Here is a 17,746-nt window from a genome sequence, read left to right as displayed (position 1 = left end):
TGACCACTAAAAAACAACCAAACACCCGAATGTTCACCCCGATGATCGCGGGAGGTTCGGCGAAGAACCACCCACACAGGACGAACACAGATGCTCGATCGTGTGATTGTCTCACCAGAAAATAAATGTTCTGGCATCACAACTTGTTCAAACAAACACGCTATTGGATTCTCAAACCACAAACACACACCCATCACCACACCACACAAAACGCAGCATGTTCACTGGGGGTATCAGTTTCTGTTGTGCACTTTTCGTCTTGCGACTCGCTGTGCCAGCGGATGTCTACTCTACATGGTTGTTTCGGTCCGTGCAACTCGAAGTTCATCTTCGTTTTACCCGAATCGTTCCCGATGAGAGCGACTGTCGCCGTTCCTTGCGGCTCGGCAACCTGGACAACAATACACACATCACCAGCGGTGAGCAAAACGGCTTCGATCACCCGGCGGACGAAGCCTGCACCGGCGGCCTCAGTACGGCCCAGACACCTTCCGAAGACAGCTCGAGCTCGATAGAGAAAGTCGGTCTACGGGCGAGCGAATGTCATCATCCGAGCGGCTGACATCCGACCCTATACTGTCAGGCAACCGGCTGAGCGAGTTCCGGGGAGTCGTTGCGGACGTTGCCCACCGCCTTGCCGACCTTATGTCTGGTCACACTCGCGGGGTCGACTTCGTCCAGGGTCGCGGCCAGCAGATCGGGGACGTCATTGCTGAGCACTCCCGGGTCGATCCAGTCGTCGATGCGCTCACGTGCGAGGAACACGGGCATCCGGTGGTGGACATCGGAGAGATGCCCCGACGATTCCATGGTGAGGATCGACGATGAGACCAACCAGCTCTCGTCCGGCTGCTTCCAGAACTCGAAGAGCCCGGCCATGAACAGAGGATCCTTGCCCGCGGAGCTCATCATCCACGGCTGTTTGCCGTCCTCGATCGTCTCCCATTCGTAGTACCCCGGGATCGGCAGTGCACAGCGTCGACGCCTGATCGCCTGCCGGAACATCGGCTTCTCCAACACAGTCTCGGATCGGGCGTTGAACGCCTTGAAGCCGATCTTCACGTCCTTCGCCCACGACGGAACCAGACCCCACGACGCAGTCTCGAGTCTGCGATGGAGCTGTCCCCCATCGTCGAGACGTTCGACGACGATCGGGACGAACGACCCCGGCGGAACGTTGTAGCGCGGCGAATAGTCATAGGATACGACGTCCAGCCGAAGCTCATCGGCGAGATCCGCCGGATCGAGGGACATATTGAGTCGACCGCACATGCGCCCATCTTCTCACTTCACTACACTGTCGACAATGGCGGCAGAAGAGAAGACACCGAGCAGACTCGACCCGATCGAGGAGTCCCGTCGGCAATGGCTGGCCCACGGGTGGAATGAGGCCGCAGACGGAATGACGACGGTCATCTCGGTGATGCGGATCCACCAGCTCTTCCTGGCCCGGGTCGATGCCGCGCTCAAGCCGTTCGCCCTCACTTTCTCCCGTTACGAAGTCCTCACCCTGCTGTCCTTCACCCGATCGGGCACATTGCCCATGTCGAAGATCTCGGCACGCCTGCAGGTCCACGCCACCTCGACGACGAACTCCGTCGACCGCTTGGAGAAGGCCGGGCTGGTCGCCCGCCGCAGCCATCCCGATGATCGTCGGACCACACTCGTCGACCTCACCGACGCCGGTCGGAGACTCGCCGCTCAGGCGACGACCGCACTCAATGCCGAAGTCTTCTCCTCGCCGGACTTCTCCGGCATCGATCTCAATGCGCTCCTCCCTCACCTCGCGACGCTGCGCTCGGGTCTCGAAGACCACAGCTGAGCGCAGACGGGCCTTACCCTCACCCTCACCCCGCCACGCACTCCCCTGCACTGAACACAGCAGCCGTGGGCCACCTCGGCGATCAATTAGTTGGACGTCCAAGTAATTGCGACGTATCGTGGTTCCCGTCACCCCTTTGCGCCAGATCACTGGAGGAATCATGTCCCGCAGCACAGCAGCTGCCCTGCCCTTCGGACTCACCGACGAACAGCAGACCGTCTCCGGAATGGTGCGCGAGTTCGCCGATACCGAGGTCGCCCCTCACGCCCTCGAATGGGACGCCGAACACTTCTTCCCCGTCGACGTGATCAGGAAGTCCGCCGAGCTCGGAATGGGCGGCATCTACGTCAGCGAAGAGGCCGGCGGAACCGGAATGGGCCGGATGGATGCGGCACTGATCTTCGAAGCGATGTCGACCGGATGCCCCTCGGTCGCCGCCTACATCTCGATCCACAACATGGTCGCGTGGATGATCGACAAGTTCGGCAACGACGAGCAGAAGGCCAAGCACCTCACTCCCCTGGTCTCGATGGAGCACCTCGGCAGCTACTGCCTGACCGAACCCAACGCCGGATCCGACGCCGCGGCCCTGCGCACCTCGGCGCGCGAAGACGGCGATTCCTACGTCCTCAACGGTGTCAAACAGTTCATCTCCGGCGCAGGCACCTCGGAGACCTACCTCGTCATGGCCCGCACCGGGCAGGACGGCTCCCGCGGGATCTCCGCCTTCATCCTCGAAAAGGGCATGGAGGGACTGAGCTTCGGCCCCAACGAACAGAAGATGGGTTGGCGCGCCCAGCCGACCCGACAGGTGATCATGGAGAACGTGCGGGTGCCGAAGGAGAACATGCTCGGCGAACCCGGGCGGGGCTTCAAGATCGCCATGTCCGGCCTCGACGGCGGACGCCTCAACATCGGCGCCTGCTCACTCGGAGGCGGACAGTCGGCTCTGGAGAAGGCCATCGCCTATATGGGCGAGCGCCAGGCCTTCGGCACCGAACTCTCCGGCTTCCAGGCTCTGCGCTTCGAGGTCGCACAGATGCAGGCCGACCTCGAGGGTGCCAGGTCCCTGCTGTGGCGAGCGGCGAACGCCTACGACGCCGGCGATGCCAACACCTCCCTGCTGTCCGCGATGGCCAAACTCAAGGCCACCGACACCGGCTTCGACGTCGCCAATCGCGCACTCCAGTTGCACGGCGGCTACGGCTATCTGACAGAGTATGGGATTGAGAAGCTGGTTCGTGACCTGCGCGTCCACCAGATTCTGGAAGGCACCAACGAAATCATGCGCGTGATCATCTCGCGCAAGAGCACAGGAGTGGGCTGATATGACAGAACCTTCGGCACAGGCGGCGGATGAACCCGTCATCACCTCGGTATCCAACGGGGTGGGCCGAATCGAACTCAACAGACCGAAGCTGATCAACGCGCTCAGCCAAGACATGGTGGGCGCCATCGACGACGCCCTCAACGCCTGGCGCGACGACGATTCGGTCTCGATCGTCCTCGTCACCGGACGCGGAGAGCGCGGCCTGTGTGCCGGAGGCGATATCAAGGCCGTGTACAACGACATCGTGGCCGGCAGTGATGAGAACGCGAAGTTCTGGAACCGCGAGTACAAGATGAACTTCGCGATCTCCGAGTTCCCCAAGCCCTATGTCGTGATCATGAACGGCATCACCATGGGCGGCGGGGTCGGGATCTCCGGGCACGGTTCGCACCGCATCGTCACCGATTCGACGAAGGTCGGAATGCCCGAGACCGGGATCGGGCTCTTCCCCGACGTCGGCGGCACCCATCTGCTGGCAAATGCGCCGGGAGAGCTCGGCACTCACCTCGCTCTGACCGGTCAGCCGGTCGGCCCGGGCGCCGCGATCGCCTTGGGACTGGCCGACCTCTTTGTTCCCGATGCCCAGGTCCCCGACCTCATCGCCGAACTCACCGCCGGTGGCGACCTCGACACCGTCCTCGGCAAGTACGCGACCGAGGCCCCGGCGAACGAACTCGCCGAGGCAGCCGGCTGGATCGACGAATGCTATGTCGGCGACAGCGCCGAGGACATCGTCGCCGCCCTCGCCGCACATGCGGATCCCGATGCGCAGGCCACCGCCGAACTCATCGGGACCAAGGCCCCCACCTCGGTGAAGCTGACGCTGGCCGCCGTCCGCAACGCCGAGACGATGACCCTCGCCGAGGTCCTCGAACAGGACTACCGCGTCGCGGTCACCCTCACCGGACTGCCCGACCTCAAGGAGGGCATCCGCGCCCAGGTCATCGACAAGGACCGCAGCCCGAAGTGGAGCCCGGCCTCGTTGGCCGAGGTCAGCGACGTGACCGTCCAGTCCATCCTCGCCACCGATCACGAAGAGAAGGTGTTCTCATGAGCGAATTCGAAACCATCCTGTCCGAGGTCGCCGACGGCGTCGCGACCATCACCCTCAACCGCCCGAAGGCGCTCAATGCGCTCAACCTGCAGGTGCTCACCGACGTCACCGAGGCGGCCGCCGGGTTCGACGCCGACGACTCGGTCAAGGCGATCATCATCACCGGCAGCGACAAGGCCTTCGCCGCCGGTGCCGACATCAAAGAGATGTCGAGCCTCGACTTCGCCACTGCCTACAAGGCCGACTGGTTCGCCGGGTGGACCCGACTGACCGACGTCCGCAAGCCGATCATCACTGCGGTGGGCGGCTTCGCACTCGGCGGCGGATGTGAGCTCGCGATGATGGGCGACATCCTCATCGCCTCGACGAAGGCGAAGTTCGGCCAGCCCGAGATCAACCTCGGCGTGCTGCCGGGCATGGGCGGATCACAGCGCCTGACCCGCGCGGTCGGCAAGGCGAAGTCGATGGACATGTGCCTGACCGGGCGGATGATGGGCGCCGAGGAGGCCGAACGCTCCGGACTCGTCGCTCGAGTCGTCGAACCCGAGGAGCTGCTGAACACTGCCAACGAGATCGCGCAGACGATCGCAGCCAAGTCCCGGATCGCCTCGGCGATGGTCAAGGAAGCGGTGAACACCGCGTTCGAGACCACGCTGGAACAGGGGCTGCGCTACGAACGCCGGCTCTTCCACTCGACCCTGGCCACGAACGACCAGACCGAGGGCATGGCCGCCTTCGTCGAGAAGCGGGACCCGAACTTCACGGACTCCTGAACACGGCGATCGGCCGAACGTCGGCGCAGACTCCACGGGGTCTGCGCCGACGTCATCTCCGGGCGGATGTCACCGATCTCTGCGCACCACCTCGGCGATGATGCCGAGGGTCTGCGGGATCGGTGATCAGTGGATGTGTCGGATATCGCATTTAACAAACGTTCGGTTAGAGTGGGACCATGCATTCATCGACTCAAGGAGGCATCGTGAAACCTCTCACCGATCTGCGCTCCCAGCTGCGTCTGCCCGTCTTCGCCTCGCCGATGTTCATCGCCTCCGGGCCCGAACTCGTCAAGGCTCAGTGCCAGGCCGGGGTGGTCGGCTCCTTCCCCACGCTCAACGCACGGCCGGCATCGCAGCTGACCGACTGGCTCGACGAGATCACCGATTCGAACGCAGCCCACACAGAGGCCCACCCTGACCGCCCGGCCGCCCCGTTCGCGGTCAACCTCATCGTGCACCGGTCGAACAATCGCCTCGAGGAGGACCTCGCCGAGGTGGTCCGGCACAAGGTCCCGATCGTCATCACCTCACTGGGCGCCCGTGAGGAAGTCAACGAAGCCGTCCATTCCTACGGCGGCATCGTCTTCCATGACGTCATCAACAACCGCTTCGCCCACAAGGCCGTCGAGAAGGGTGCCGACGGAGTCATCGCCGTGGCCGCCGGTGCCGGCGGGCACGCGGGTGCGCAGTCTCCGTTCGCGCTCGTCCAGGAGATCCGGTCCTGGTTCGACGGCCCACTGCTGCTCTCGGGCGCCATCGCCCACGGACGCTCAGTCCTCGCCGCCCTGGCTGCCGGCGCGGACTTCGCCTACGTCGGTTCGGCCTTCCTGTCCACGCCCGAGGCGAACGTCGTCGACGACTACCGCCAGATGATCGTTGATTCGGGTGCCGAGGACGTCGTCTACTCGAACTACTTCACCGGAGTCAAAGGCAACTATCTGCGCGGGTCGATAGTGAACTCCGGGCTCGATCCCGATGACCTTCCCGAGTCCGATCCGTCGAAGATGAACTTCGCCTCCGATCCGAACTCGGATGCGAAGGCCTGGCGTGACATCTGGGGTTCGGGCCAGGGCATCGGTGCACTCGGCACACAGCGCACGACCGGCGAGCTCGTCGAGACCTTCGCCGCCCAGTACGAAACGGCAAAGGCCGAGCTGCGGGCACGCCTGGGCTGAGCCGACCAAGCACCTCACGGCCCACTTCGCCCCCAATTGCTACCTGACGGCGGCCCAGCAACCTTGCGCAAGGTTGCTGGGCCGCCGTCAGGTAGCAATTGGGGTTTGGGTCAGATGGTTGAGATGATTCCGCGTTCGGTCAACCGGGAGGACAGGCCCGCGCCGTCGGGCGCATAGATCCACGGCACTCCCTGCCCGCGACCATGGCGCTTCGAGCGGCCGCCGGCCCACACCGCCTCACCGACCGTGAGCTGACGGATAGCCACGGCGGCGACGTTCTCCGGGTGGTTCTCGACGAACTCCCCGTAGACCTCTTCGTCCTTCTGCCCGTCGTCGCCGATGAGCAGCCACTTCATCCACGGGAACTCCCGGGACAGCCGCTCGAGCATATTGCGCTTGTGCTCCTTGCCCGAGCGGAAGACCCGCGTCGTCGTCGGACCCCAGTCCGTGAGCAGCAGCGGACCCATCGGATAGAGATTGCGGGAGAGGAAGCGTTTGATCGTCAGGGCCGAATTCCACGCTCCGGTCGAGAGGTAGATCATCGGGGTCGCCGGACGCATGAACGTGATCCGGTCATAGAGCACGGCCATACCCGCCACCGGTGAGCGCGCATGCTCGCTGAGCACGAACGTGTTCCACGCGGCGAGGAAGGGCCTGGGCAGCGAGGTCACCATGACGGTGTCGTCGATGTCGGAGATGATCCCGAAGGTCGAGTCCTCACCGATGATGCGCACGGCCGCGGAATCGACGAGGGACCCATCGGTCCACAGTTCGATCTCCGTCTCCCCCGGTTCGAAGTCGCCGGGGATGACCGTGTCGATGATGCCGCCCCGGTCCGAGGTGACCATGTGCTCTTCGTCGTTGACCCGCACCCATGCCGTGTCATTGGGCAGCGGTACGCTGACGAAGGACTTCCACCCGCGGATGCTCGCGTGGATGTCCGCCGCCGGCTGACCGTTGGGAGTGAGCACCAGACGCCCGAGGACACGCACCCAGCCGGTGCCGCCGTATGTGTCGTAGGCGATGACGGTGCGCTGATAGCTGTGGTCGGTCGCCCGATTCTGGATCCATCCGTTGAACCGGTCCTCCACCCGCGCTGCGGTGTGGAGCATGTCCGGTGTGAGATTGAGCGGACCCTCCTCGGGCTTCTTCCTTGCCATGATCAGATGAAGCCGATCTTGTCGTAGACCTCACGCAGTGTCCCCTCGGCGATCTCGCTGGCCTTCTCGGCCCCGCGGTCGAGGATGGCCTGCAGCTGAGCCCGGTCCTCGAGGAGCTCGAGCGTGCGCTCCCGCACGGGGCTGAGGGTCTCCACAGCCAGCTCGGCGAGGTCGACCTTGAGATGTCCGTACATCTTGCCCTCGTAGTCGGCGACGATGTCGTCGACCGGGCGGGAGGTCAGGGACGAGTAGATGGTCAGCAGATTCGACACCCCCGGCTTGGTCTCGGGATCGTAGGCGATCTGCGTGCCGTCATCGGTCACGGCGGACTTGATCTTCTTCGTCAGCGCCTTCGCATCGTCGAGGATGTCGATGCGGCCCTGCGGACTCGGCTGAGATTTCGACATCTTCGCGCCGGGGTTCTGCAGATCGTAGATCTTCGCCGTGGCCTTGAGGATCTGCGCCTCGGGGACGACGAAGGTCTCTCCGAACCGATAGTTGAAGCGTTCGGCGAGGTTGCGGGTCAGTTCGAGGTGCTGGCGCTGGTCCTCGCCGACGGGGACGAGCTGCGGATTGTAGAGGAGGATGTCGGCGGCCATGAGCGCCGGATAGGTGAGCAGGCCCAGGGACACGTGCTGCTGCTTGGCCGACTTGTCCTTGAACTGCGTCATCCGGCTCGCCTCACCCATCGAGGTGGTGCACTCGAGGACCCAGGACAGCTGCGGGTGCGCGGGAACCTGGGACTGGACGAAGATCGTCGACTTCTCCGGATCGATCCCGGCCGCGATGAACTGGGCGGCCGTGCGCAGGGTGCGCTCGCGCAGATCGGCGGGGTCCTGTTCGACGGTGATCGCGTGCATGTTTGCGATGAAGTAGAAGGCGTCGTGCGACTCCTGATGCGTCACGAACTGCTGCAGCGCCCCGATGTAGTTGCCCAGATGCAGGGAATCGGAGGTGGCTTGGATGCCGGAGACGGTGCGTGGCAGAGAAGAGTTCGTCATGGTCCTATGATGCCATCCTCATCACCGGCAGCTCGTGGTCGGTCCCCATTCGGACGCGGCCGAGGACTCCCGGCAGTCGGGTGACGGTCGGTCGGCGGTCCGGCGGCGGTCGGCGGACCGGCGGCGGTCGGGTGACGGATGGTCGGTGGTCGGACTGTTCGAGTTCGGGTCGCGCACGTGATTGCGGACACGGAACTGGGCGGACGAGCGGTATAGTGTCGAGCAGATCACATGAATCGCCAAGGTAACTCTCACTTCTCGGTCAAGCATCGAGGACAGTCCCCGCCGGGATACCCATGAGTAGAACTTCGCGATTCCCATGCAGCACTCTCAAGGAGGAGGATTATGTCGGTCGAATACGTCAGGACCGAAGACGACCTGCCACCGGTCGCCGTGGTCGAGAAGCCGCGCTGGACGCCCGCGAAGATCGTACTCTGGGTGGTCATCGCGCTGATCGCCGCCGTGGGCTGGGCGATGATCGCCTTCGTCCGCGGTGAGGAGATGTCGGCCAGCTGGTTCGTCGCCGCCGCCGTCGGCAGCTACCTCATCGGCTTCCGCTTCTATGCGAAGTTCATCGAGTGGAAGATCTGCCGTCCCGACCCGAAGCGGGCGACGCCCGCGGAACTCAATGACAACGGCCGCGACTTCGCTCCGACCGATCGCCGCGTCCTCTTCGGCCACCACTTCGCAGCGATCTCCGGAGCCGGCCCTCTAGTCGGACCGATCCTCGCCGCCCAGATGGGCTACCTGCCCGGCACCCTGTGGATCATCGTCGGCGTCATCCTCGCCGGCGGTGTCCAGGACTACATGGTGCTGTTCTTCTCGATGCGGCGCAACGGCCGGTCCCTGGGGCAGATGACCCGTGACGAGCTCGGCCGCACCGGCGGCATCATCGCCTCCATCGGCATCATCCTCATCATGGTCATCCTCATCGCGGTCCTCGGCGTCGTCATCATCAACGCCCTGGCCGAAAGCCCCTGGGGCGTGTTCTCGATCGCCATGACCATCCCGATCGCCGTCTTCATGGGCATCTACATGCGCTACCTGCGTCCGGGCAAGGTCATCGAAACCTCGGTCATCGGCATCGTCCTCCTCGTCATCGCCATCGTCGCCGGCGGCTGGGTCCACAACTCGCCGTTCTGGTCCGAGATCTTCCACCTCGACAAGGTCACACTTGCCTGGTGCCTGATGATCTACGGCTTCCTCGCTGCGGTCCTGCCCGTGTGGGTGCTGCTGGCACCGCGTGACTACCTGTCGACCTTCATGAAGATCGGCACCATCGTTCTGCTGGCCGTGGGAATCCTCATCGTCAACCCGAGCGTGCAGATGCCGGCGCTGACCGATTTCGCCTTCAACACCTCCGGTCCGGCCTTCGCTGGAGCGCTGTTCCCGTTCCTGTTCATCACGATCGCGTGCGGGGCGTTGTCGGGCTTCCACGCCCTCATCTCCTCCGGAACGACACCGAAGCTCATCGAGAAGGAGACCCAGGCCCGCCTCATCGGCTACGGCGGAATGCTCATGGAATCCTTCGTCGCGATCATGGCGCTGGTCGCCGCGATCTGCCTCGACAAGGGCCTGTACTTCGCGATGAACGCCGCCGAGCCGCTGACCGGCGGCACCGTGCAGGGAGCGTCGGATTTCATCAACAACTCGCTCGGCATGTCCGGTGTCGAGACCAGCCCCGAGATCCTCGAACAGGCGGCCAAGGACGTCGGCGAGGAGAGCATCGTCTCCCGCACCGGCGGAGCCCCGACGCTGGCGATGGGCATGGCCCACATCCTCCACAACGTCTTCGGCGGACCGGCATGGATGTCGTTCTGGTATCACTTCGCGGTGATGTTCGAAGCCCTGTTCATCCTCACCACCATCGACGCCGGCACCCGCGTGGCCCGCTTCATGCTCAGCGATGCGCTCGGCAACTTCTCGAAGAGGTTCCGCGACCCGTCATGGACTCCGGGAGCGTGGCTGACGACTGCGATCATGGTGGCCGCATGGGGTTCGATCCTGCTCATGGGCGTCACTGACCCGCTCGGTGGAATCAATACGCTGTTCCCGCTGTTCGGAATCTCGAACCAGCTGCTGGCGGCGATCGCCCTGGCCGTCATCTTCGCGATCGTGTGCAAGATGGGCCTAGCCAAATGGGCGTGGATCCCCGGCATCCCACTCGTCTGGGACCTACTGGTGACAATGGTCGCCTCCTGGCAGAAGATCTTCTCCTCGGATCCGAAGCTCGGCTACTGGGCGCAGCACTTCGCCTACAAAGATGCCCTCGCCGCCGGAGAGACGTCGATGGGCAACACCGAAGGCGTGGAGGCGATGAGCGCGGTCGTGCGCAACACCTTCGTCCAGGGCACTCTGTCCATCGTCTTCGCCCTCCTTGTCGCCATGGTCGTCGTCATGGCAGTCTGGAAGTCGATCGAGGCCGTGCGGAAGGGTTCGCTGCCGACCTCGGAAGAGGAGTTCGCGGCCACGAAGAGGTTCGCCCCCGCCGGACTCATCGCCCGCAAACCCGAGCGTGAGCTGCAGGAGCAGTGGGACGAGCACAATGCAGGGAGGCAATGACGATGAGCACTACCCATCCGCTGACCAACATCGCCCGTGACCCTTGGGGGTCCCTCCGCCGAAGTGGTGCCTGGCTGCACTGGTACCTCAAGGAGATCATGGGTGAGAACGCCTACCTCCACTACCTCGAGTCCTACGAGCGCCGTCACGGCACTCGCGACGGGGCGATGGAGGAGAAGGCATTCTGGCGTGATCTCACCGACGAACAGGATCGCAACCCCAAGGCTCGGTGCTGCTGAGGCGCTGAGCTGCCGGGAAGCGTGAGGTCCACGGCGCTCGGTCCCTTCAGGGGGTCGGCCGCCTCGGCGAAAGACGGAGCCCGGGTGCTCAGGACATGATGTCCTGAGCACCCGGGCTCCTCGCCTGTCGGCGATCCTTCGGGATCGGGTTCACGTGTACGGCTGCTGGGCCCACCTCGGCGAGGCTGCCCCACCTCGGCGGTGGGGCCGGGTGATCAGGCTTTCGCGGCAGGCAGGTCGTAGTCGATGACCAGCGGGGCGTGGTCCGACCAGCGCTCACCCCAGCTGTCGGCGCGGTCGACGGTCGCTTTGACGGCCGAATCCGCCAGGGCAGGGGTGGCCATGTGGTAGTCGATGCGCCAGCCGGCGTCGTTGTCGAAGGCCTTCCCTCGCATCGACCACCAGGTGTAGGGTCCGTCGACGTCTCCGCTGAGCTTCCGGTGGACGTCGACGTAGCCGACGTCGCCGAAGAATCCGTCGAAGTAGGCGCGCTCTTCGGGCAGGAATCCGGCCTTCTTCCGATTGGCCTTCCAGTTCTTCAGGTCGCGTTCGGTGTGGCAGACGTTGAGGTCGCCGGTGACGAGCACATGGTCGGCGTGCTCGGCCAGCTGCGGCAAACGTTCGGTCATCCGATCGAGGAAGCGGTACTTGTCCTCCTGTTTGGGAGTGTCGACCTCACCGGAGTGGACGTAGGCGGACACGAGCGTGAGCAGCGATCCGTCGCCGAGCCGGTAGTCCGTCTCCACCCACCGTCCGGCCCGATCGAAGTAGCCGTCGTCGCCGAGTCCCTCGCGCACGGATTCCGGTTGGGTGCGCGCCATCACGGCCACTCCCGCGCGGCCCTTGGCCTCCGCATCGTGGCTGATCGTGGTGTAGCCGGTGTCGGCGAGGACGTCGAGTGCGATGTCGTTGGCCGCACGCACTTCCTGCAGGGTGATGAAGTCGGGTTTGGCGGCATCGACCCAGGTGGGCATCCCCTTTCGCCAGGCTGCGCGGATCCCGTTGACGTTGACTGAAGCAATCCGAATCATGTGTTCTATCATGTCATGAGCGCACTACTCTTCCGGGACAGGGCGTTATACAGTGAGAGCAAGCACGAATACATCAGGAGGCGCAATGGCCGTTGACGAAACCATCGAAACCGAGCAGCTGAGCATCAGTCCGCTCGACGAAGTCGACGCCCGTGAGATGCGAGATTTCCTGTTGGGAGCACAGAAGAACTTCTGGGGCGATAGGGACCTCAGCGGAGACCACGACGCCTACTGGTTCCGCCAGTTCGTGACCTCGGGACTCGTCGCCCGGTACCGTTCGGAGATCGTCGGCTATCTGCTCGGCGTCATCCCCCATGACGGGCCGGCTTATATCCACCTCGTGGCGGCCCGCACCGATTTCCGACACCAGGGCATCGGCCGTCACCTCTACCAGCACTTCATCGATCATGCCCGGCAGCTCGGCGTCTCCTCGGTGCAGGCGACCACGATGCCCGAGTCCTCCGGGGCGATCTCGTTCCACTCCTCGCTCGGCTTCAACGGTGAGCTCATCGAGGACTATGCCGGCGCCGGCAACCCGAGGGTCTTCTTCGAGCTCAAACTCGCCGAAGACTGACCCTCCCCTACTACCTGACGGCGGCCCAGCAACCACGCGCGAGGGTGCTGGGCCGCCGTCAGGTAGTAATCAGGAGGTGCGCTGGGCGGTGTCGACGACGTTCTTGAGCAGCAGGGCTCGCGTCATCGGCCCCACACCGCCGGGGTTCGGTGAGACCCAGGAGGCGACCTCGGCGACACCGGGATCGACATCGCCGACGATCTTCGACTTCCCCGTCTCCGGGTCCTCTTCGCGTGAGACCCCGACGTCGAGGACGACGGCACCGGGCTTGACCGCCTCAGCCTTGACGATGCGCGCCGCACCGGCGGCCGCGACGATGACGTCGGCCTGAGCCAGCAGCTCGTCGAGGTTGCGCGTGCCGGTGTGGGTCAGCGTCACCGTCGCATTGTGCTCACGCCGGGTCAGCAGGGATCCGATCGAACGGCCGACCGTGACGCCGCGGCCGATGACGACGACGTGCTTGCCGGCCAGCTCAAGGCCGTTGCGGCTGATCAACTCGATGACTCCGCGGGGCGTGCACGGCAGCGGAGTCGTGATCTCCAAGTTGACGTTGAGCATGAGGCGACCGAGGTTCGTCGGGTGCAGCCCGTCGGCGTCCTTGGCCGGATCGATCGCCTCGAGGATGGTGTCAGTGTCGATGTGGTCCGGCAACGGCAGCTGCACGATGTAGCCGGTGCACTCGTCGTTGTTGTTGAGTTCATCGATGACGGCCAACAGCTCGTCCTGACTCACCGACTCCGGCAGGTCACGGCGAATGGACTGGATGCCCACCTCGGCGCAGTCGCGGTGCTTGCCGGCGACGTACCACTTCGAACCGGGGTCCTCCCCCACCAGCACGGTGCCCAATCCGGGAACGATCCCGGACTTCGCCAGCTCAGCCACCGCCTCGGTGAGTTCGTCTTTGATCTGCTTCGCGCAGGCCTTGCCGTCGAGGATCTGTGCGCTCATCAGTACTGCTCCAGTCCGTCGTAGAGGGGGAAATCGTCGCTGAGCTTGGTCACCCGGGCAGCGAGAGCCTCGACGTCGGCACCGGGCTTGAGCGCCTCGGCGATGACGTCGGCGACCTCCGTGAACTCCTCGTCACCGAACCCACGAGTGGCCAGAGCAGGGGTGCCGATGCGCAGACCCGAGGTCACCATCGGCGGACGGGGATCGAAGGGCACGGCATTGCGGTTGACGGTGATGCCGACCTCGTGGAGGAGGTCCTCGGCCTGCTGCCCGTCGAGGGCGGAGTTGCGCAGGTCGACGAGCACCAGGTGCACGTCGGTGCCGCCGGTGAGCACGGTCGCACCGGCCTGGGCCACGTCATCGGCGAGCAGCCGCTCGGCGAGGATGGCCGCACCGCGCACGGTGCGCTCCTGACGCTCCTTGAATTCCGCCGAGGCTGCCAGCTTGAAGGCCACGGCCTTGGCGGCGACCACGTGCATGAGCGGTCCGCCCTGCTGGCCTGGGAAGACAGCGGAGTTGAGCTTCTTGCCCAGGTCTTCCTTGCCGAGGATGAAACCGGAGCGGGGTCCGCCGATGGTCTTGTGCACCGTCGAGGACACGACGTCGGCGAAGGGAACGGGGTTCGGGTGCAGACCCGCGGCGACGAGTCCGGCGAAGTGGGCCATGTCGACCCACAGCTTCGCGTCGACCTCGTCGGCGATGTCGCGGAACGCCTGGAAGTCGAGCTGGCGGGGATAGGCCGACCAGCCGGCGACGATGACCTGCGGACGGTGTTCAAGAGCCTTCTCGCGCACTTTGTCCATGTCGATGCGGTACGTGTCGGGGTCGACCTCGTAGGAGGCGACGTCGTAGAGGCGGCCGGAGAAGTTGATCTTCATGCCGTGGGTGAGGTGTCCGCCGTGGGCCAGGGAGAGACCGAGCATCTTGTCTCCCTGACGCGCCAGCGCATGCATCACCGCAGCATTGGCCGAGGCACCCGAATGCGGCTGGACGTTGGCGTATTCGGCCCCGAAGAGGCTCTTGGCTCGCTCGATGGCGAGGTTCTCGGCGACATCGACGTATTCGCAGCCGCCGTAATAGCGCTTCCCGGGGTACCCCTCGGCGTATTTGTTCGTCAGCACCGAGCCCTGTGCCTGCAGCACGGCGCGGGGGACGAAGTTCTCCGAGGCGATCATCTCGAGAGTCGAACGCTGGCGGCCCAACTCGAGGTCGAGGACCTCGGCGATCTGCGGATCGATGTCTGCAAGCGAGGCCTGCATCGAGTTTTCGGTCATGAGTACTCTCCTGTGGCATCCGATGTGGTGAGTGGGACAGCGCGATCAGCCGCCGCGAACACCCGCAGACCATGCTAACAGCGAAATCCGCGCCCACAGCGGGCTGACCGCCATCCGGATGCCCCTCCTCTGGCCATTCGTCTGCCCACTCAACCGTGCCGGTGCGCCCGGGTCCGTGACGCGGAATGCGCACTCGATGAGACCACCGATTAGGATGCAGTCCATGAGCAGAGAATGGATTCTGAGAGTCACCTGTCCCGATGCGACCGGCATCGTCCACGCTGTGACGGGAGTGCTTGAAGGCCGCGGCGGGAACATCACCGAATCCCAGCAGTTCTCCTCCCCCGATTCGCGTCAGTTCTTCCTCCGCCTCCAATTCGCGACCGACGATGGCATCACCGTCGAATCGCTCGAATCCGACCTCGCCGAGGTGGCCGACCGTTTCACGATGACGGTGAGTCTGCAGCCGGCGGAGAAGAGGACCCGGACCCTCATCCTGGTGTCGAAGGCAGCGCACTGCCTCAACACTCTCCTCTTCCAGCATTCCTCGTCCCAGCTGCCCATCGACATCGTCGGGATCGCCGGCAACCACGACTCGCTCAAGCCCTTGGCCGAGTTCCACGGCCACGACTTCCACCACATCCCCATCACCCGCGAGACGAAGCCGGAGGCCGAGGCACGCCTGGCTGCCCTGGTCGATGAGCTCGATGTCGAGCTCATCGTGCTGGCCCGCTATATGCAGATCCTCTCCCCCGAACTCTGCGACCGCCTCGAGGGTCGGGTCATCAACATCCATCATTCGTTCCTGCCGAGCTTCAAGGGCGCGAAGCCCTATCACCAGGCCCATGCCCGCGGCGTGAAGATCATCGGCGCCACCGCGCACTACGTCACCAGCGATCTCGACGAGGGCCCGATCATCGAACAGGACGTCGCCCGCGTCGATCACAATCGGGCGATCGCCGACTTCGTCCAGCGCGGGCAGGACGTCGAAGCGGCCGTGCTCGCCCGGGCCGTGGCCTGGCACGCGCAGGGCCGGGTGCTCATGGACGGACACCGCACGGTCGTCTTCAACTGAGACCCACCTCGGCGAGGTTGCCACCGTCGATCCGACGCTCTCTCTGCCGGGTGCAGGCGCACCGAGGTTGCCCAGCCTCTACGTAGAAAATTCACACCTACTGTCACTTCTCCTGTAAGGTCACGTCGGCCTACCTAAGGAGCTGACCTCACATGACAGAGACGACCTTCCGGACGATTGCGATCGTCCTCTACTTCGTCGGCATGCTGGCCATCGGCTGGTTCGCCTATCGGAAGACCAAGAACAGCCTCGACGACTACATGCTCGCCGGGCGCGGGCTGCGCCCATCCGTAGCGGCGCTGAGCGCCGGCGCCTCCGACATGTCGGGCTGGCTGCTCATGGGCCTGCCCGGAGCGATCTATGCCTCCGGTCTCATCGAGGCCTGGATAGCGATCGGGCTCACGGTCGGCGCGTGGGTCAACTGGAAGATCGTGGCTCCGCGGCTGCGCGCCTTCACCGAGAACGCGGGCGATTCGATCACGATCCCCAGCTTCTTCGAACAGCGGCTGAAGGACCGGACACGGCTGCTGCGCATCGTCTGCGGCGTGATCATCCTCGTGTTCTTCACGTTCTACGTCTCCTCGGGAATGGTGGCCGCAGGCAAATTCTTCGAATCGAGCTTCGGGCTCAACTACCTCGGCGGCATGCTCCTCGTCGCTGCCGTCACCATGGTCTACACCCTCTTCGGCGGATTCCTCGGTGCCACGCTGACCGATGTGGCACAGGGCCTGCTGATGTTCGCAGCACTCATCGCCGTGCCGATCGTCGCCGTGAGCAACGCCGGCGGACCGGGAGCCGTCATCAGCAACGTCAAGCAGATCGATCCCGGCCTGCTCAACATCCTCGGCAGCGAACCGTTCTGGGCCAGCGGAGCGTACCTCGCAGTGATCTCATCTCTCGCCTGGGGACTGGGGTACTTCGGCCAGCCGCACATCATCGTGCGCTTCATGGCGCTGCGGTCCCCTGCCGATGCCACCGTCGCCCGCCGCATCGGCGTCGGCTGGATGGGCATCTCTGCCCTCGGTGCGATCGCTACGGCCATCGTCGGCATCTCGTACTTCTCCCAGCACGCCGCTATGGAGCCGTCCGATTCCGAGACCGTATTCCTCGATCTCGCACAGATCCTCTTCCACCCCTTCATCGCCGGCCTGGTACTGGCCGCTGTGCTGGCCGCGATCATGTCGACGGTCTCCTCTCAGCTCGTCGTCACGTCCTCAGCACTCATCGAGGACCTGTTCAAGATCGTCGCTCTGCGCACCGGATCGACCCGCACGCTTCAGGACAAGACCTATGTGCTGCTCGGGCGTCTCGGCATTCTCGTCGTCGCGATCATCGCAGTTGTGCTGGCGATCTCGCCGTCGAACAGCATCCTCGACCTCGTCGCATTCGCGTGGGCCGGTTTCGGTGCGTCGTTCGGACCGATCGTGCTGCTGACCCTGTTCTGGAAGCGACTGAGCAATTGGGGCGCCCTGTTCGGTCTGCTCTCGGGAGCGGTCGTAGCATTCGTGTGGGGCCAGGTCAGCACACCACTCACCGACGACATCTACGAGATCATCCCGGGCTTCATCGTCAACCTCGTCGTTGCGATCGTCGTCAGCCTGTTCACATACAAGCACGATGCCGAATCGGACCGAGAATTCGACGAGTCCGTCGCGCTGTCGCGGATGAAGAAGCAGCCTGTGGCGGAGAGCTGAGGCTCTCAGGCTGCGCGCCCGGCCGCGGCGG

The 17,746-nt window shown here is 64.4% G+C and carries 16 protein-coding genes; 10 read left to right on the top strand and 6 right to left on the bottom strand.

Translation table 11 applies throughout. The annotated features are described in order from the left end of the window. Positions 1-579: 579 nt before the first annotated feature. Positions 580-1,254 carry an SOS response-associated peptidase gene (locus HK401_RS11960; RefSeq protein ID WP_373563649.1) on the bottom strand — a complete coding sequence of 225 codons (675 nt, stop codon included), beginning with the start codon at positions 1,252-1,254 and terminating at the stop codon, positions 580-582. A 52-nt stretch (positions 1,255-1,306) separates the two neighbouring features. On the opposite strand from HK401_RS11960, the gene HK401_RS11955 reads away from it, so the two are divergent. The 5 genes from HK401_RS11955 to HK401_RS11935 all read left to right on the top strand — a co-directional run bounded on the left by HK401_RS11955 (position 1,307) and on the right by HK401_RS11935 (position 6,157). After that, the gene (locus tag HK401_RS11955; protein ID WP_181274859.1) at positions 1,307-1,822 is read left to right on the top strand and encodes a MarR family winged helix-turn-helix transcriptional regulator; all 516 of its coding nucleotides are present in this window, start codon (positions 1,307-1,309) and stop codon (positions 1,820-1,822) included. 160 nt (positions 1,823-1,982) lie between these two features. Then, on the top strand, positions 1,983-3,149 hold the full coding sequence (locus HK401_RS11950) for an acyl-CoA dehydrogenase family protein (RefSeq protein ID WP_181274858.1): 1,167 nt from the start codon (positions 1,983-1,985) through the stop codon (positions 3,147-3,149). A gap of 1 nt (position 3,150) precedes the next feature. Next, positions 3,151-4,206, top strand: a complete 1,056-nt coding sequence (locus HK401_RS11945) for an enoyl-CoA hydratase/isomerase family protein (protein ID WP_181274857.1) — start codon at positions 3,151-3,153, stop codon at positions 4,204-4,206. Further along, positions 4,203-4,979 (top strand): enoyl-CoA hydratase, encoded by a 777-nt coding sequence (locus HK401_RS11940; RefSeq protein ID WP_181274856.1) that lies wholly within the window; start codon positions 4,203-4,205, stop codon positions 4,977-4,979. The genes HK401_RS11945 and HK401_RS11940 overlap by 4 nt, the downstream gene beginning before the upstream one ends. Before the next feature lie 206 nt (positions 4,980-5,185). After that, positions 5,186-6,157, top strand: coding sequence for an NAD(P)H-dependent flavin oxidoreductase (locus tag HK401_RS11935; protein ID WP_309135973.1), 972 nt, complete (start codon positions 5,186-5,188; stop codon positions 6,155-6,157). A 110-nt stretch (positions 6,158-6,267) separates the two neighbouring features. On the opposite strand, the gene HK401_RS11930 is transcribed toward HK401_RS11935, so the two are convergent. Together HK401_RS11930 and trpS are read right to left on the bottom strand one after the other, a co-directional pair. Then, entirely contained in the window at positions 6,268-7,317 is a 1,050-nt protein-coding gene (locus HK401_RS11930) for an App1 family protein phosphatidate phosphatase (protein WP_181274854.1), read from the bottom strand. A gap of 2 nt (positions 7,318-7,319) precedes the next feature. Beyond that, positions 7,320-8,318 carry a tryptophan--tRNA ligase gene (trpS, locus tag HK401_RS11925; RefSeq protein ID WP_181274853.1) on the bottom strand — a complete coding sequence of 333 codons (999 nt, stop codon included), beginning with the start codon at positions 8,316-8,318 and terminating at the stop codon, positions 7,320-7,322. Positions 8,319-8,663: 345 nt separating this feature from the next. On the opposite strand from trpS, the gene HK401_RS11920 reads away from it, so the two are divergent. After that, entirely contained in the window at positions 8,664-10,880 is a 2,217-nt protein-coding gene (locus tag HK401_RS11920) for a carbon starvation CstA family protein (protein WP_181274852.1), read from the top strand. Next, positions 10,877-11,119, top strand: a complete 243-nt coding sequence (locus tag HK401_RS11915) for a CstA-like transporter-associated (seleno)protein (RefSeq protein ID WP_258234147.1) — start codon at positions 10,877-10,879, stop codon at positions 11,117-11,119. Before HK401_RS11920 ends, HK401_RS11915 begins: the two co-directional genes overlap by 4 nt. 215 nt (positions 11,120-11,334) lie before the next feature. Here HK401_RS11915 and HK401_RS11910 read toward each other — a convergent pair whose 3' ends face one another. Further along, complete coding sequence (locus tag HK401_RS11910; protein ID WP_181274851.1) at positions 11,335-12,150, bottom strand: exodeoxyribonuclease III; 816 nt, start codon at positions 12,148-12,150, stop codon at positions 11,335-11,337. Positions 12,151-12,235: 85 nt separating this feature from the next. Here HK401_RS11910 and HK401_RS11905 point away from each other — a divergent pair, with 85 nt between their 5' ends. Next, a complete protein-coding gene (locus tag HK401_RS11905) occupies positions 12,236-12,724 on the top strand; it encodes a GNAT family N-acetyltransferase (RefSeq protein WP_181274850.1) in 489 nt (162 codons plus the stop codon). Positions 12,725-12,793: 69 nt separating this feature from the next. Here HK401_RS11905 and HK401_RS11900 read toward each other — a convergent pair whose 3' ends face one another. Then, the gene (locus HK401_RS11900; RefSeq protein ID WP_181274849.1) at positions 12,794-13,672 is read right to left on the bottom strand and encodes a bifunctional methylenetetrahydrofolate dehydrogenase/methenyltetrahydrofolate cyclohydrolase; all 879 of its coding nucleotides are present in this window, start codon (positions 13,670-13,672) and stop codon (positions 12,794-12,796) included. Further along, a complete protein-coding gene (gene glyA / locus HK401_RS11895) occupies positions 13,672-14,946 on the bottom strand; it encodes a serine hydroxymethyltransferase (protein WP_210604988.1) in 1,275 nt (424 codons plus the stop codon). Before glyA ends, HK401_RS11900 begins: the two co-directional genes overlap by 1 nt. Before the next feature lie 223 nt (positions 14,947-15,169). Here glyA and purU point away from each other — a divergent pair, with 223 nt between their 5' ends. Further along, on the top strand, positions 15,170-16,021 hold the full coding sequence (gene purU / locus HK401_RS11890; RefSeq protein WP_181274848.1) for a formyltetrahydrofolate deformylase: 852 nt from the start codon (positions 15,170-15,172) through the stop codon (positions 16,019-16,021). A 152-nt stretch (positions 16,022-16,173) separates the two neighbouring features. Then, positions 16,174-17,715 (top strand): sodium/proline symporter PutP, encoded by a 1,542-nt coding sequence (putP, locus tag HK401_RS11885; protein WP_181274847.1) that lies wholly within the window; start codon positions 16,174-16,176, stop codon positions 17,713-17,715. Positions 17,716-17,746 lie beyond the last annotated feature (31 nt).

The sequence above is a fragment of the Brevibacterium oceani genome, assembly GCF_013623835.1.
In the GTDB taxonomy this organism is placed as follows: domain Bacteria; phylum Actinomycetota; class Actinomycetes; order Actinomycetales; family Brevibacteriaceae; genus Brevibacterium; species Brevibacterium oceani.
Note: the sequence above shows the minus strand (reverse complement) of the source record. Positions and strands in the feature narration are given on the sequence as shown.